Genomic DNA, 15,885 nt, shown 5'->3' with positions numbered 1-15,885 from the left:
ACAATTCACGTGTCCTGGGGAAGTCCGAATGTTCTGTTTGCGTTATGGCTGGTTCCCTGCGTCGGATCAGTCCTGTTTTATGCGCATAGAAAACGACGGCTGGCAGCATTGCAGTTTGCTGCCCCTTCGATGGCTCAACGCCTGATACCCGGCTCATCGCCCACACGTCTTGTGACTCGTGCAACACTACTGATGCTCGCAACCGGCCTGTTGATCGTTGCCGCAGCACGACCACAGTTCGGAGTTGTGGTGGAGCAGGTCTCCGCAAGAGGCGCGGATCTCTTCGTGTTGCTCGATGTTTCCCGTTCCATGCTTGCTGAAGATGTTGCACCAAATCGTCTGGAACGAGCAAAGTCCGATATTCTGGACCTGCTGCCCAGACTGGAAGGAGATCGGATTGGCCTGATCGTTTTTGCCGGTGCACCTGTCGAACTGGTACCGCTGACGACAGATCAGGGGTTCTTTCGTATGGCGCTCGACGACGTCGAGCCAGGTTCAGCACCTCGTGGCGGAAGCCTTATTGGGGATGCCATTCGTCGGGGTATGGAATCCCTGGAAGAACGAGGCGATCGTGATCAGGTTATCGTGCTGATCACAGACGGGGAAGATCACAAATCATTTCCCCTCGAAGCCGCAAAACAGGCAGGTGAACGTGGTATTCGTATCATTTCAATTGGGTTGGGGGATACGGATGAAGGAGCTCGTATTCCTCGACGAAATGAAGACGGCTCAGTCGCCTACACACAGGATGAAGGAAAGGAGGTCTGGTCGAAAATGAATGAATCGCTGCTCAAAGAAATGGCAACGACAACATCAGGAGCCTGGATTCCGGCCCGAACCCGGGCGTATGATCTGGGGCAGATCTACGAAGACAACCTGGCCGGACTGGTTCGTGGCGAATTCCAGTCAACACATCGCCGAAGATTTAAGGAACAGTTTCAGGTGTTCGGAATCGTGGGTTTGATTCTGCTTATGGTGGCGCAAACGATTCCCGAAAGTATGATGTCAAAAGCCTGAGTCATCAGTTTTTATTCTCAGCAGACCAAACGTATTTGGAACACCCCGAAGTTCGGATTCACGAATTCGGATCCCGTGCCTCAAAAAATCACCGCCGGATACATTGTGATGCGGCAACACTCTCACCAACCAACTGTAGCAGCGAGACCACTTAACGTACCGCAGTACAGGTTTTACATAACCACGGTCTCTGCATAAGTCCGTAGCATAGATACGCTGTGAGTCGGGATGGCTTCTGAATATTCGCCCTTCCTTTTAGTTGATGTTCCTATGAAACCGGTCCAAATTTTTCTGATCTGCCTTTTGGTGGCCGGTAGTTCGGGTGCTGTGTGGGATTCCGTCGCAGTCCGCAAAGTCCGCGAAGGAATCCGACTATTCAAAGCGGGTGAATACACTGAGGCAGGAAACGCATTTGAAGCGGCTGATTCATCTCAACCCGACAACGCCACGATTGCCTTCGATCAGGGATGTACCCTCACTGCTCAGGGCAAATCTGACGAGGCAAAGGACCTGTTTCAGCAGGCGGCACTTGCGCGTGAAACCGGATTGTCTGCAGACGCTCACTACAATCTCGGAAATCTGGCCGGGATGAATGCGAAGCAAATGCTGGGTAATGACCCTGTCAACGTAAATCCGGAAACTCGCGACGAAGTGATTTCCGGTCTGTTGTCAGCCGTTGGACACTACCGGGATTGTCTGCGGATGGAGTTCACTCACGCGGAAGCCAGACACAACCTCGAACTGATTCGACTGTACATCAAACACATCCGGTCCCGGTGGAAACAACGGGACCGGGAAACCGCACGGAAGGAACTGAACTTACTGGAATTTCTGGCGATGATAGAACAGCAGCAGGTTGGATTACGAACAGTCACCAGGATACTGAATCAGGAAGATGATTCCCCAGGAAAACGGCAGGCAATAAAAGAGACAACAGACTCTCAACGCCGGCTGCAGGAAGAAACGGAACCGCTGAAACAAAAGTTCGCAGCAGAACTGCAGAAACAGTCAGGTCCGCAACCCTCCCAGGATAACGAACACCAGCAGATATTAAACGTACTGAATCAAATGGCAGACAACGCCGGAAACAACATGCTGAAGGCGGCAGATCAACTGCAGATCGCCAGCTTGAAGAAATCAGAACAAACACAAAGAGACACACTGGACCAGCTCAATGAGATCTACATGGTCCTGGCACCGTTCATCAAAATACTTGAGCAGGCAACAAATGTTCAGGAACAGCTGGTTCAGAAATCTGACGAAATCATCCAGTCATCAGAATCGACACATAGTGACCAATCACAGATCCTGTCAGACAGGAATAACGATTCAAACCCTGATGCCGAACGGAGTGAATCCCGAGAAATCGCTGCTGACAAGGCTGAAGAATTCGCCTGGCAGCAATCACGAATTTCGGACTGGGGACGGCTCCTAAGTCTCAAGGCAGAAGTCGAGTTGCCACAGGTTGAGGCTCAGATTAAGGAAACAGAGGCTCAAACATCTAACAAACTCAAAGCCGCCCCCGACAATGATCCTCAGCAGCAACCGCCTCTGACCGATCCTTCGACCCGGCTGACATCGCTCATGAAATCGCTCAGAAAAGCAATTGATCTGGGTCCGCAGGTTGAACAACACTCCACTAAAGCGGAGGAACATCTCGTCTCCGGAACCATAAATCCGGCCCTGACGGAACAGGAAGAAACGCTGCGACTCCTGAAGGAAATTGCCCGGCCGATGGCCGATCAAGATTCAAAGGATGAGCAGCAGGATGACCAAAATCACAGCAACGACAACCCCGACCGGCAGCAGAATTCTGCGGAGAAAGATCAGTCGCAGCAGGATCAGCAGAACGACCAGAAGGAACAACAGCGTAAATCGTCACAACAGCAGGCTGAATCCGTACTGCGTCGTGCCAGAGAACGCGAACGAGAACATCGAAAACGTGAAAAGGAGCTCCGAAAAATTCTCGGAAGCATTATTCGGGTTGAGAGAGACTGGTAACGACCGTCCTGTCATACCGACAGATTCGGTGCAGCGTAAATACGATCGCACCACCAAATATTTGACCTGATTAATCAGAGAGTTTTGTGTCAGTCGTCCGCCCTCACCTGGCCTGAGGGCAACTCGTAAATCATACATCAAACAGACATCGATCTCGTCCTGAAATCCCGTTTGTCTCCCAGTGAATACGATTCCCCTCAAGTCGGTCATTCAAACCGTGGTGGTCTTTTCCATCCTCGGAACCGTACAGGCGCAGTCACCGGAACTGCTTGTAGAAACAGATCGGCAACAAATCTTTGAAGGTGAATCATTCTTATATCAGGTCACACTGAATCACGTGGAGAATCCGTCGGCACCAGACCTGGAGGGCTTTGGCGAATTCGAGGTAACGTCACTCGGTACGCGATCACTGAATTCGAGTCACATCACAATCATCAACGGGCGAAGAAGTGAGATTATTCGCCGAGGGCAGCAGTACAGCTATCGACTCACTCCCAAGAAAAGCGGAGAGCTGACGATTCCGGCACCCGTCGCCATCGTCGGTGGCAAAACCCTGAAAGGCCGTGAACTTGAAGTTCGCGTTGTGGCACCCCAGGCACAGGATACCGTGATTCTCGACTACAGCGTCGATCGCTTGAACGTATATCCGACGCAGCCGTTCACGGTGTCTCTGGTGATCGCTGTGAAGGAATTACCCGATCCGTTCAATGACCGTGATCCGCTTACCGTACAACAGGATCCCCCTGTACTCAGCATCCCATGGATGGACGACAATCAACTGGCGGAAAATCTCCAGCCGCAGCAGCGCTGGCAGCAGATTCTCGAGCCGATCATGAGTCGGCGGGGTCACGGATTTCAAATCAATAATATCGGGTCGTCGTCTGCTTTTTCTTTCTTCGAAAACCGCGCGGCCGGTTTTCACCCGTCTCCCCGAAAGGCAGTCCGCAAAGATCTTTCCGACAATGACATGAATTATATGGAATACAAGTTTCAGCGTACGTTTGTTTCGCAGCGTCCAGGTCTGTTTGACCTGGGATCGGTCAGCCTAAAGGGTACATTTGCAGACTCGCTGCAAAACGACCGAATCACAGGTACAGAGTTCTATGCTGTGGCAAAGAACATTGCAGTGACAGTGAATGACGTTCCAGTCAACGGACAACCGGAGTCATATATTGGTGCTGTGGGGACCGTGACCGTGAATGCAGATCTGGCTCCTTCTGCCGTACGGGTGGGGGATCCCGTAACATTGACGGTTCAACTGTCCGGTCAGGGTTCTCTGGAAAACACGCACCCGCCGAAGATCGCAGGGATGTTGAGTGTTGTTGAAAACTTTCGCACCTACGATGCGACACTGACGTCCACCGAAAACACGCGAACATTTATCTACAGTCTCAGGCCGCTGCACACCACTGTGACAGAATTTCCGTCCATACCAGTGTCTTATTTTGACGTAGAAACTGAACAGTATGTGACCCTGCAGACTGATACGATTCCGATTGTGGTGAGTGAAACTGAAACACTGTCTGAAACAGACATTGTCGCGTCATCCGAATCTCGAACTTCCTCATCCGCGGGACCGCAACGCCGTGCCGGCGGAGTGTTTGCAAACGTGTCGAATCCGAACGCGCTGCGTAATGAACAGGTTGATCCGGTACAATGGTTTGCCGCGTGGGGCATCATGGTGCTTAGCTGGCTTGGAATGACGGCAGGGGTCGGTTACGTTCGGCAGCGGTACCGTGACCCGACTTTAAAACGACGAAGGAGGGCAGCAGAAGTAGCAGAAGCCGGTTTGCGAACAGCGGAGTCTCAATTACTGGAGGGAGATTCAGTTCGTGGCTGCGATTCGATTCATCGGGCAATTACGGGAGTGGTTGCGGCGTGGGCCGATCTTCCTGAAGGAGGACTCACGGCTCGTGATGCCGCAGTTGAATTAACCCGTATGAGACTGGATTCAGGTGTGACGGCTCAGGTCGGAAAATTACTGGAGAACTGTGACGCTGCAAGATACGGTGCAGCAAGTGATGATGTGTCCCTCCTGGTCGATGAAGCCAGACAGCTAATCCGACAGGTTGTCGACGCACTTGGTCGTCGAGGGAGTGGTTCATCGTGACGCCGGTACAAAACACAAAGTGGCTAAGTTCGTCGTCGATCAGGATCATTGGCTTGGTGATGGTGTACTCGGCGGGTTGCGAAAGTCATCCTGAACCGGAGACGGTGCAAAGATTTCAGACAGCCGAATCCGCGTTCTCACTGGCTTCTTCGAGGGACGAATTCTCTCGAGTCGCCGGCCAGTACCAAGAACTCCTGGCCAATGGCTTCATTTCAGGTGTGGTATTGTACAATCAGGGCAATGCGTGGATGCGTGCAGGAAAAACAGGCCGGGCAATTGCTTCCTGGCGTCAGTCCCAGCGATATCGGCCTCGCGATCCGTATCTCAGGGCAAATCTGCAAAGCGCCATCACTGCCTGCCACAGTCAGGCGTCTGTGACCCGGGAGACCGGCCTGGCCGGTTATGTATTGTTTTGGCAAAACTGGCTGAGCTACCCCGAAAAATTCCTGCTGTCAACGGTATTTCTGATCGCCACATTCACTGCAGCAGTTCCGGGCACACTGTTTTCCCGACTCCGAATCCGACGGCGGCCGGCACTGATCTTCGGGTTTCTGTTTGTCGTGATTGCCGTATCGGCGGCCTGGGACTGGCATCGTTATGACCGAACGATTAACGGAGTCATCATCCAGGACAGCGTGCACGCTCGTAAGGGCAACTCAGAATCGTATGAAAGTGCATTCACGGAGCCACTCACCGAGGGGACTGAATTCGTCGTACTTGAAAAACGGGCAGACTGGCTCAACGTACACATCACGAATCTGGGTACTGCGTGGATTTCTGCTCGGGCAGCCGTGACCTATTAACACCTTCAAAAGTATTCCGGCTGGAAATCAGCTCAGGATCCGGTGAGGTGAATGCCCAAACCAACGAGCGCAGCTGCGGGCAGGGACATTTGTTACGAAACGAGGTGATCCGGGCCGCTGGTCAGTTGCCTGTAAGGTATCACGGCAGAAAGATGTCCAGAATCGTCGAACGTTCATCTGGCTTTATTAAGACACTGTCAATCGCAGCCGGAATCAACATAGTGGATCCACGTGCCAGGGAACAGACCGCATCGGATGAGTCAATTCCAACATTGCCGTGTAACACCATGAGAATGTGGAATTGATTGTTTAACGGAATCCGGAACTGCTGATCAGTGATGTGGCGCTGAACCACAAAGTAGTGGTTGCGCACAAGTTCTTCGTGGACATGTTCGCCGCTGGAAAGAATCGAGGGAACCACGGGCCTCACCGGACCGCGCCGGAAGTCAGTGCAGGAGAATGACTGCTTCACATGAATTTCTCGAGGCTTGCCGTCTGTGCCCCGACGGCCCCAGTCATGCAGACGAAACGTGAGATCACTTTGCTGTTGAATTTCGGCCAGCACAATGCCTGGTCCGATAGCGTGCACCGTACCGGCCGGGACAAAAACACAGTCCCCTGCCCTGACATGAAACAGATTAAGACACTGTTCGATCGTACCGTTTTGCAGATGTCGCGAAAGCTGATCTCGACCAACACCTGACTTGAGTCCGGCACAAATTTGGCTGTCCGGTTGAGCGTCTATAATAATCCATGCCTCCGTTTTTCCTTGTTCTGAACAGCCGTAATGCTTCGCCTGTTCGTCATTCGGATGAACCTGCAAAGACAACCAGTCATTGGCGTCCAGAAACTTGATTAACAACGGAAACTGATCCAGCCCGGCGTGGCGGCCAAGCAGCGTGGTCTCCGACTCATACATTAACTGGCGCAACGTCTTTCCAGATTCAGGACCATTCGCAACAATACTTTGATCCGTTCCGTGGTCAGCAATCTCCCAGCTTTCCGCATAGTCCGTCTCAGGACCGATGTCTTTGTCCAGTAATTCTCCGAGGCGTCTTCCTCCCCAGCGAATTCGCTTAAATAGCGGTACGAAAGTCAGAGGTGTCATAGAATCCCACTCTGTCATTACAGTTGACAGGTTATCCACATCATTGCGGGTGTGATCACGGTCAGATGATTACAACAAAGCGTTCACCGAACGGTTTTGTCTGCCTGCTGAACATTCGGCAGGACATCTCGCGTTAAGTTTGCCATGATGGCAACCGGCGTCAGCAACTCGAAAAAACTGATGCTGCATTCTCCAGTGAGCTTTAGATTTCAAAGCGACCAATGTTTCGTAACATGCTCATATTTACAAATGTTTCCCAGGGGCAAAGTTCCCGGGCAGTTTGAAGTTCCTGAGAAAAGAATACAAGATTCCACAGTCTGAACCAGACGAGCAACGATGCACATAAAACCATAAGGCCAAATCCGATCCGCAGTTGCCGGCCCTGCAAACGCATGCCTAATTCTGCCCCAAGGCGGGCGCCCACTGGTCCTGCCACCAGCAGAGCAATCGTAAGCCACAGATTCACCCGGTGGTGCAACGCATGCAGAACACAGGCCTGACAGGAAACAATCCAGACAATGGCGACGGTCACTGTTGTTGCATCGCGTACTTTCAGGCCAAGCAGATAGACGGTCGCCGGAATCAGAATCAATCCACCGCTCATGCCAAGAAATCCCGAAAAACACCCAACTCCAAATCCCAGCGTCGCCAACAGCGGAATGGAATAGTGCGATGGGGTCAAATCCGGGATAGTTACCTTCGGACGAGTGCACCAGCCGGCAAACACGCCGGATGAAGACCTGTGCGATGCCTGTTGTGATCGGGTAGTACTGCATAGTGAGAAAAATGCAATTCCGCTCATCAGCAATGAATAACAACTGAGCACGACCAGATCGACTGCGGGGACAGCCCGGCCGGATAGTTTCACGTCCTGCAAAGATTCCAGATTCGTTAACGCAGTGGTCCCCGCGAACACACCTGCGAACAGGCCACCTGCCAGAATCAGCGGCAACTCCACAAGTCCCGGGGTGGGTCGTCGGGTGAGAAGAGCGGTGGTCGCCGGACCAAGTGCGTAACAGGTCGCCGACCCGACAGCAACGGGCAAAGGAATTCCGAGAAGCGTATTCAGCAGCGGAACCAGCAGAAATCCGCCACCAATGCCGAACAAACCCGACAGAATTCCGACAATGCCACCTGCAATCGCACTCAGCAGCAACGTTGATGTATTAAGTTCGGCCATGGCAGAACGTGTCGGTGATTCACTCAGTAAAGCGTCCGATTCGAACACAGACAGGATCGAACTGCGTTCTAATCACAAAGCGGAGTGTGTTCGACATGGGGAAGTCTGGCAACGTAGGTTTCCAGCTGATTTTCATAAAGCTCGATGACGCGATAGCCCGGCGGATCATCAGCAAATCGCGATGGTGTTCCCTCCGGACGAAACTGAAGTCCGGTTGAAGGAGTTGTCACAACACGCGTTTTCCCGGAATACCCTTCAAATTCATGATGCACATGACCGCAGCAAATCAACCGGACTGAAGGATGATCTCGCACCACATCGACCAGCAGATCCCGGTCGGTCAGTCCAATAGCATCCATCCAGTCAGATCCAACATCAACAGTCGGATGATGACAAAACAATATGCATGGCCGGTCACCATGAACCGCAAGCCGTTCGTGAAGCCAGGCGGCCTGTGCTTCACCCAAGCGACCGGAAACCTGCCCCGGAACATGAGTGTCCAGTCCTACCAACAGCCAGGATCCGTAATGCAGCATGAACGTGATCCGGTCATCGCCATCAATGTCGCCGGGATTTTGTTGACCAATAACGTCTCCCAGCATGGTTCTCATGACATCGCGGTCGTCATGGTTACCTGGAACAACGGCCAGCCGATCACGCCAGGGTTTCAGAATCCGTCGAACCGCATCGTAACTTTCCGGACGTTCATCATGCGTATGATCACCTGTAACAATAACATGATCAAATTCACTCTCGCGTTGCAGAATCGTCTCAACAACGTCCTGCAGGGTAAGGCGAGTCGGAATTCCCATAACGGTGGATTCAGGATTACTCAACAGATGCAGATCGGTCAGCTGCAGAATTCGAAATTCAGTCATAGGTCATCTGCCTGAATCAGGAGGCGATATTCTCAAACCGAAATACAGGTCGTTGAAAGCCCTCCCCTCAACTGTCGGAATTTTGCGTTTTGTCTGTAAATCACAAAAATCCGGGAACTCAACGACCACCACAAGACTCTGTATCCTTGTAATTTCTGAGGCCCCTGTGTGCGCCAGCATCCACAATTTCTGAACAAAAATGCATTCAGACAGTCAAAACAATCCTGAAGAACTGTTGTCCGCCAAATTTGATGGTGAATTTTCCGGAAATTTGGACATACAGGCCGAACTCAGAGCGAAACGGGAAAAGGAGTGGACGGATGTACGTACACAGCTTCAGTCTTTACCGGTAAAGTCCGTCGATTTGGTCAAGGCTGTTCGCAACGACTTAGGATCGGTTTCGCGACCCAAATCTCTCAGTCAGCGACAATTCCGGACTTCTTGGAACGGGTGGGTGACCGTCGGCTCCGGTGTTGCCGCGATTCTCGTCGCGTTTTGGTACATCGCACCTCAGCTGATACAGGACGTTGATTCTGATCGCAGGTCGGTGAACGTCGTGGAGTTGAGTAAAACGCTGAGTGAATTGAACAGGGCTCGCCCGGATCCCGCAAGTTGCTACTTTGTTGTGGTGAACATTGCCGATGACGCCGGTGTTGAAGCGGGCATTCGTGAGATGCTGGGTGCCGCAGAACAACGTGGTGCAGAGATCACTTCGCTGCATTCTCAGGTTGATGGAGGTGCTGAGTATTCTGCCGGCTTTCTGCTGACTGCCGGTAGCGCGTCCCAGGTCATCCTCGATTCGCTGGCCGATCAGCGGGAACAACTGGAGTTGAACCCTAAAAACATTGATGGTCGCAGCCAGGAAGAAATCAGAGCCATGTTTCTGGCGGCAATGAAGGTGCCGACAAAGTCCGACAAAGTATTTGGCGCCATGTATGTGGTTGACGAATCAGATCTGAAACTCTTCGTGGAGACGTTACCCTCAGACGTAGGTCAGCCCACACAATCGATCGCATTGATGGAGTCTCAAGACGTTGTTGCCGGCAGCACTCCCGTAGAGGCCGCTGAAGCCACATTGGCAGTCACTGCATCCAAGAAAGTTCGCTCAAACACGCCGCTGATCGTCATCTTTCGAAAGCGTGTACCTGTTCCGGAGAGAATTCCCAATGCAAACCCGGAACAGGGGCAGTTGTGCCGCGAGGACATTTCCAAACCCACAGTTTGAGGAACTAAAAGAACTCAGGCAACTGCAGTGACAGATTTCAGTCGATACCTGTGAGCTACCGAATTCAGGAAATACTCTGCTGGCTCAGTCTGCTGTCCTGTACGACAAATTTGGCAGAACGGCAGCCTCGTATCCGCCAATGATTCGCGCCGTTTGGTCAACGAACAGGCTACGATACAGACTTTACCTGTCTTGCAATGGTGGAATAGAATTGGGTGTGCAAAGTTTTGGCACACAGCGCAGACTGCGAAGACAGGAAATACTGCATCGTCATGAACAGAATCCAATCCACACTCCAGCTGGTGCTGATTGCCACGATGATAACTGGCAAAACATGTGCCCAGACCGATCAACCTCAAATTAGCGTCACTCATCCCGGGATCACGAGCCTCACCGCGGATTTGCTGTCGCTCACCAGACTGGCTCCGCCTGACGAGCAGGCATATGGAGAAGAGCTGGAAGCATTTCTTCAGGACATCTCGATCGGAATGGCTGCCTCCAAACCGGTTCGCATTGATGTGTTGAGTGCTTCCGGGATGGTCAATTATCTGATCTGGATAGGGTATACGGATCAGGACGAATTCCTCCTGAATCTGGAATCCATAGGTTTCCCAGCATTTCAGGAGCCGAATCCCCCTGGTTTTTTTCTGCTGGACGCCGGCCCGGACCGCGGGTGGCTTCGTTTTCTGAAAAATTCAAACTATGCAACTTTGGCACTCAGCACTCCGGAAACTCACGACGTTGTGAGACAGGATGTTCTGTCTGCCGGAGACCCGTCACCGGCATTTGTGAAACTCAAAGAACAGGGGGCCTCGGCCCGGTTGACACTGATCAACACTGAAACCAGTGACGACAGTCAACTCAATCGCCGCAATGTATTCCAAGTGATGCGGGAAAAAGACCTCGAAGCTGTCCGGCAGAGACCAGCCGAATCGACCAGTGAGTTTGATCTCCGTAAGAAGACATGGTCGATCGTGTATGATGAGCTGGAACTGACTTATGTCGAAGCTGCAGCATTCAATATCGCGGGCTATCTGAATCAAGAAAAATCCACACTGTCGATCTCATTCGATTCTGTCGGAATCCCAAAGACTTCGCTGGCAGAATCAATTGATGAAATTGGTCGGACTCCCGACGCTTTCGCGGAAATTCAGCCAATAGCAGAAAATGTCCTCTCCGGTCGACTAAATGTTTCGATCGACGACCTTCGTCAAAAGAATGCCGGCGAGTTTCTGGATTTGCTAACGATAGACATACACAACCGCATCGATAGTTCCACGACGTTAAAGGACACAGAAAAACAGGCGACCCGTATCATCTATGATGATGTGGCCGCGCTTTTCCGTAGTGGCTTTGCGAGTGGACATCTCAACGGCTTCGTGGAAGCCAGTCACGACGGAACCCGGTTTACACTGGTCGGCGCGGTCTCGTCGCCTGGATCCGCCCGACTGACCGAAACTCTTAAACAACTGCCGCTGGCTCGATCGGGCAATTCCTTCGATCAAAATATTGCCACATCCGATGGTATCACCATCCATAAGGTACAGTTGGCCGGCGGTTTTTTGGATCTGGTGGATGATTTTTTTGGCGTTGAAAGTGACTTTTACGTGGGTGTGGGTCGAGATCAGGTCTGGCTGGCAACCGGTCCCGGTTCACAGGAATTGATGAAGAGCAAAATTGACGAATCAGGAAGTGGGCAAAAATCCCCAATGGTTCTGAGTCTGGACATCGGACTGTCACCATGGATCAGTCGACTCTATGAACTGGCAGAACAGCATCCGCTTCCTGCTGCCGTTGAAGATCGAGCAGCATGGCGAGAGAATCTGCTTCGGCTGAAACAATTGTCCGCTGCAATGGACGCAGCGGATCGTTTAAATCTGTCGGTCAACACCTCCGACGGAAACATTGCGGGAACCGTGCAGACGACTAAAGGACTCCTGAAATTCTTTGGCCGCCAAATCGCCCAACTAACGAAAGAGATTCTGGATCTCTAACAGCCCAATCGATTTCCGTTTCTGAGAACGATACATCTTCCGGTAAGGTCAAATCGCAGAGGGTCAGGAATGTCCGAAACCTCAAAACACAAAGATTTGTCATTTGAACACTCAGAGGAACCCGCCGACGACATCGAACTCGCGTACCGTGAAGCCATGGCAGCGCTGGATGAAGCAGAAATTCAGGTTGGAAACGCGTTCAACGAAATAGCCGATCAAAGCGAAGCCGCCTCGGAAAATCAGGAGCAGGCATTCGTATCAATTGGAGAGAACCTGGCCCGAGATTTACAGAAGAACCCGGGTGAGGTCTCGATCGAAACCACGTCGGACGAACGCGTCACCGCGAGAGAAGTAATCGAAGCAGCGTTATTCGTGGGTGGTGACGTCGCACTCACTGCCCGACGTTTGGCGGGTTTCATCGGAAGTGATGTCGAATCCGGTGCGGCAGTCAGGATTATTGATCAGCTCAACCAGGATTATTCGCGGGACAACCGGCCGTATGAAATACGGCTTCATGAGGGAGGTTTTCGGCTACAGTTGAGAGAAGGATTCACACAGCTTCAAAGCCACGTCTACGGCACCGGTCCCAAAGAAATCCGGCTGGCGCCCGAAGTTCTGGAGATGCTCGCATTTGTCGCCTGGAATCAACCCGTCGACGCAAAGGATGTGTCGGAAACCGGTCGTGCCAAGCCGATGACTGCTGTGCGTCAGTTGATCCGGCTTCAACTTCTTGAAGTTGAACGCACGGGAAGCAAACGTTCCGATGTCGCTTATCGCACAACCAATCGGTTTCTGGAACTCTTCAATCTGAAGAGTTTAGACGATCTGCCACAGGCCGATATTTTTGCCTTCAAATAGAATTTTGCAGCCCTGTCATCTGCAATTTGCGTTACTCGGCTGCCGCCCCGGACTTCTCTGCTTTTCTCTGCTCAGCAGCGACTTCGCGTTCTTCAATCGCGCCAATTGCGATCAGCCGGCGTTTCAACTGGCGAACATCCGCGTCCAGTGACCGCCACTTGGCGTTTCTCCTCCGCGTTTTTTCATCGACTTTTTGAGCATCCAGTTGTTTGACCCACTGAGAGAGCTTTTCCTGGGCAAGTTTGAGCTGGCGTTCAATGCGTTGACGGTCCATGAGACAGTACGGTCACTTAGAGGGAAAGTGTCGTCCGGCCAAACCGAACTTAATATAAGTCACCATTGTGACAAGCAATCGTTGATTCTTCAACGCGAAACCACATGGTTCCCGTCGGGATCAAACATTGATTTTGCAATATCGTGGTGAAATCACTAACGTCGCCACGGAATCCGGGACAGCTTATCCATTAGTTTCGAATCCTGGCCAGTCCCCGCAGAATCGTCTGTTTTTTCCGTAAGTTGAACTCCAAAGATGTCACAGCATACCTCTCGTCTTGAATTTGCTCTCCGCTGCAGTATGGACGCGGGGCATCTGATCATGAAACACTACCAGTCACAAACCCTGGGAGTTGAAACAAAATCCGACCATTCTCCGGTGACAATAGCCGACAAAGGGGCAGAACAGCTGATCAGACGAGAACTGGCAGAACAATACCCGGACGACGGAATATTGGGTGAAGAATTTGACGACGTTCCAACGTCTTCCGGATACCGCTGGGTACTGGATCCAATCGACGGAACCAAGCCATTTATTCATGGAGTTCCTTTGTTTGGAACACTCATCGGTCTCGAATTCAACAACCGAATGGTCATGGGAGTGTGTCGTTTTCCGGCCCTGAACGAAGTCATCTACGCGGAAGAAGCTGCCGGAGCGTGGTGGAAAATCGATGACCAGAAACCTCGGAGAGCCCAGGTCTCGTTATCGTCCAGCCTATGTGACGCCCGTCTGATGATGACCGAACCAACATATACCGTTCGATGCGGCCGGCAACAGGTGTTCGACGATCTGCTGAAAACGGTCGGTTTAGCACGCGGCTGGGGAGACTGCTATGGGCATATGCTGGTAGCTACAGGGCGGGCTGAAATTGCCCTCGATCCGGTCATGTCTCCCTGGGACATTGCCGCGTTGATACCCATCCTGCGAGAAGCCGGCGGCAGCTGCACAGACTGGAAATTCGAAGAAAACATTTTCGGTGGTGACGGGGTTTCCTGTGTGCCGGGATTAGTCGACGAGCTGCGTGAACTGCTGAAAGATGCACCAGCTCCCACAGATATCACCTGAACCCGGTAACCAGCTGCAGGATATCGAGAGGCTAATTCACTTGTGCTGCCTGTATTTGAGACCTGTTCGACACCGAAGCGATCACACGGCGTACATAACCACAGTCAATAATCGAATCTAACATCCGTTGCCGAAGACTTCGAATTGGAGCCCACGTAGATGTCCTCGATATTGAAAAACCACACAGATCGCAGGGTCCTGACTTTTCCGTAATTGTGGGATGCGGATCCCCTCACCGAAACTATCGTCAACATCTTTCGCCGGCCTTCCTGAATGCTCAACATTTAACCGCCAAATCTTCGACCCAGGTCGACAGGAGAATGGTCGAATTTGTGCACTGCTTCCTGGGCGACTCACCCAGTCAGGATCCGGTCTGTGAGCTGAATGACAAACTCCATCCGTTAATAAACATCTATGTCCGACGACCAACGTGGGTCGGACATATGCGGAGAGTGCAGCTCTCTATTTTGTGACAGCTGCGGATCGGTGCGCATCGCCTGTTGTTATGTCGTACCTAACCCGGAATCATCACACGTCCACCGCTGGCGACAACCGTCTGGCCGGTCATAAAGCTGGACTCATCACTGAGCAGAAAACGAATGACCGATGCGATCTCCTCCGGTTGCCCCTTACGACCCATAGGGGTCGCCTTCACAATCAATTCGTGAGCCTCAGGAGACAATGTGTATGCCATATCCGTTTCGATCAGCCCGGGGCAGATGCAGTTGATCCGAAGATTATGTCTGGCCCAGCCCTGCGCCATACACCGAGTCATCGCGATCACAGCGGCCTTCGATGCTGAGTAATGCACCTGGTTCTCGCGTTCACGCAATGCAGCAATTGAGGAGATCAGCACAATACGCCCAAACTCACGTTCAATCATTTCATCCTTCAATGCATAAACCATATTGAAGGTTCCGTCGAGATTGACATCCATTGTCTTCCGCCACGTTTCCCATGTCACGGCTGTTGCGTGCTCGACGATACTGATGCCGGCGGAGTGGACCAGCATGTCAACAGAGCCAAAAACAGCACGTGTTTTCTTAGCGATATTGGCCGCTTCCTGAGGAACTGCAACATTGCCCTGAACAGCCAGAGCCAATCCACCACCGGATTCAATCTCAGCAACGGTTGCCCGGGCATTTGATTCATCAGACACGTAATTGACTGCAACGCGGGCTCCTTCCCGTGCCAGCCGCAGGCTGGCCGCTTTGCCGATTCCTCTTGAGCCGCCTGTGACCAGAATCGTGCGGTCAGAGAACGCGAGGTCTGAATCGGCCATGTGAATATTCCTGAATAGATTGTCTGTTTGAACGTTTCAGAGATACGAAAACCTCGTAAGACTGCGATTGCTTCCGGACCTCAATCTCCG

13 protein-coding genes are annotated in these 15,885 nt (G+C 52.0%); 8 read left to right on the top strand and 5 right to left on the bottom strand.

Translation table 11 applies throughout. The annotated features are described in order from the left end of the window. Positions 1-9 precede the first annotated feature (9 nt). From MK110_02515 to MK110_02500, 4 genes are all read left to right on the top strand, one after another. Positions 10-1,017 (top strand): VWA domain-containing protein, encoded by a 1,008-nt coding sequence (locus MK110_02515; protein MCH2210147.1) that lies wholly within the window; start codon positions 10-12, stop codon positions 1,015-1,017. A gap of 270 nt (positions 1,018-1,287) precedes the next feature. Then, positions 1,288-3,018 carry a hypothetical protein gene (locus tag MK110_02510; GenBank protein ID MCH2210146.1) on the top strand — a complete coding sequence of 577 codons (1,731 nt, stop codon included), beginning with the start codon at positions 1,288-1,290 and terminating at the stop codon, positions 3,016-3,018. Between the two features lie 181 nt (positions 3,019-3,199). After that, positions 3,200-5,128: a BatD family protein gene (locus MK110_02505; GenBank protein ID MCH2210145.1), complete on the top strand. Its 1,929-nt coding sequence runs from the start codon at positions 3,200-3,202 to the stop codon at positions 5,126-5,128. Beyond that, positions 5,125-5,931 carry a hypothetical protein gene (locus MK110_02500; GenBank protein ID MCH2210144.1) on the top strand — a complete coding sequence of 269 codons (807 nt, stop codon included), beginning with the start codon at positions 5,125-5,127 and terminating at the stop codon, positions 5,929-5,931. Before MK110_02505 ends, MK110_02500 begins: the two co-directional genes overlap by 4 nt. 139 nt (positions 5,932-6,070) lie before the next feature. Here MK110_02500 and MK110_02495 read toward each other — a convergent pair whose 3' ends face one another. From MK110_02495 to MK110_02485, 3 genes are all read right to left on the bottom strand, one after another. Further along, positions 6,071-7,039 (bottom strand): class I mannose-6-phosphate isomerase, encoded by a 969-nt coding sequence (locus MK110_02495; GenBank protein MCH2210143.1) that lies wholly within the window; start codon positions 7,037-7,039, stop codon positions 6,071-6,073. A gap of 202 nt (positions 7,040-7,241) precedes the next feature. Further along, entirely contained in the window at positions 7,242-8,219 is a 978-nt protein-coding gene (locus MK110_02490) for a sulfite exporter TauE/SafE family protein (GenBank protein MCH2210142.1), read from the bottom strand. Between the two features lie 68 nt (positions 8,220-8,287). Continuing rightward, positions 8,288-9,097: a phosphodiesterase gene (locus MK110_02485; GenBank protein MCH2210141.1), complete on the bottom strand. Its 810-nt coding sequence runs from the start codon at positions 9,095-9,097 to the stop codon at positions 8,288-8,290. A gap of 454 nt (positions 9,098-9,551) precedes the next feature. Between MK110_02485 and MK110_02480 the strand changes: the two genes are divergently transcribed. The 3 genes from MK110_02480 (at position 9,552) to MK110_02470 (ending at position 13,174) form a co-directional block, all read left to right on the top strand. Beyond that, positions 9,552-10,322 (top strand): hypothetical protein, encoded by a 771-nt coding sequence (locus tag MK110_02480; GenBank protein ID MCH2210140.1) that lies wholly within the window; start codon positions 9,552-9,554, stop codon positions 10,320-10,322. Positions 10,323-10,594: 272 nt separating this feature from the next. Then, on the top strand, positions 10,595-12,316 hold the full coding sequence (locus MK110_02475) for a hypothetical protein (protein ID MCH2210139.1): 1,722 nt from the start codon (positions 10,595-10,597) through the stop codon (positions 12,314-12,316). Positions 12,317-12,385: 69 nt separating this feature from the next. Beyond that, the gene (locus MK110_02470) at positions 12,386-13,174 is read left to right on the top strand and encodes an SMC-Scp complex subunit ScpB (GenBank protein MCH2210138.1); all 789 of its coding nucleotides are present in this window, start codon (positions 12,386-12,388) and stop codon (positions 13,172-13,174) included. 31 nt (positions 13,175-13,205) lie between these two features. On the opposite strand, the gene MK110_02465 is transcribed toward MK110_02470, so the two are convergent. Continuing rightward, the gene (locus MK110_02465) at positions 13,206-13,448 is read right to left on the bottom strand and encodes a hypothetical protein (protein ID MCH2210137.1); all 243 of its coding nucleotides are present in this window, start codon (positions 13,446-13,448) and stop codon (positions 13,206-13,208) included. 255 nt (positions 13,449-13,703) lie between these two features. Between MK110_02465 and MK110_02460 the strand changes: the two genes are divergently transcribed. Beyond that, a complete protein-coding gene (locus MK110_02460; GenBank protein MCH2210136.1) occupies positions 13,704-14,513 on the top strand; it encodes an inositol monophosphatase family protein in 810 nt (269 codons plus the stop codon). Between the two features lie 514 nt (positions 14,514-15,027). Here the strand turns inward: MK110_02460 and MK110_02455 are convergent. Continuing rightward, entirely contained in the window at positions 15,028-15,795 is a 768-nt protein-coding gene (locus tag MK110_02455) for a 3-oxoacyl-ACP reductase FabG (GenBank protein ID MCH2210135.1), read from the bottom strand. Between the last annotated feature and the right edge of the window lie 90 nt (positions 15,796-15,885).

The organism is Fuerstiella sp. (genome assembly GCA_022447225.1).
Classification (GTDB): domain Bacteria; phylum Planctomycetota; class Planctomycetia; order Planctomycetales; family Planctomycetaceae; genus S139-18.
Note: the sequence above shows the minus strand (reverse complement) of the source record. Positions and strands in the feature narration are given on the sequence as shown.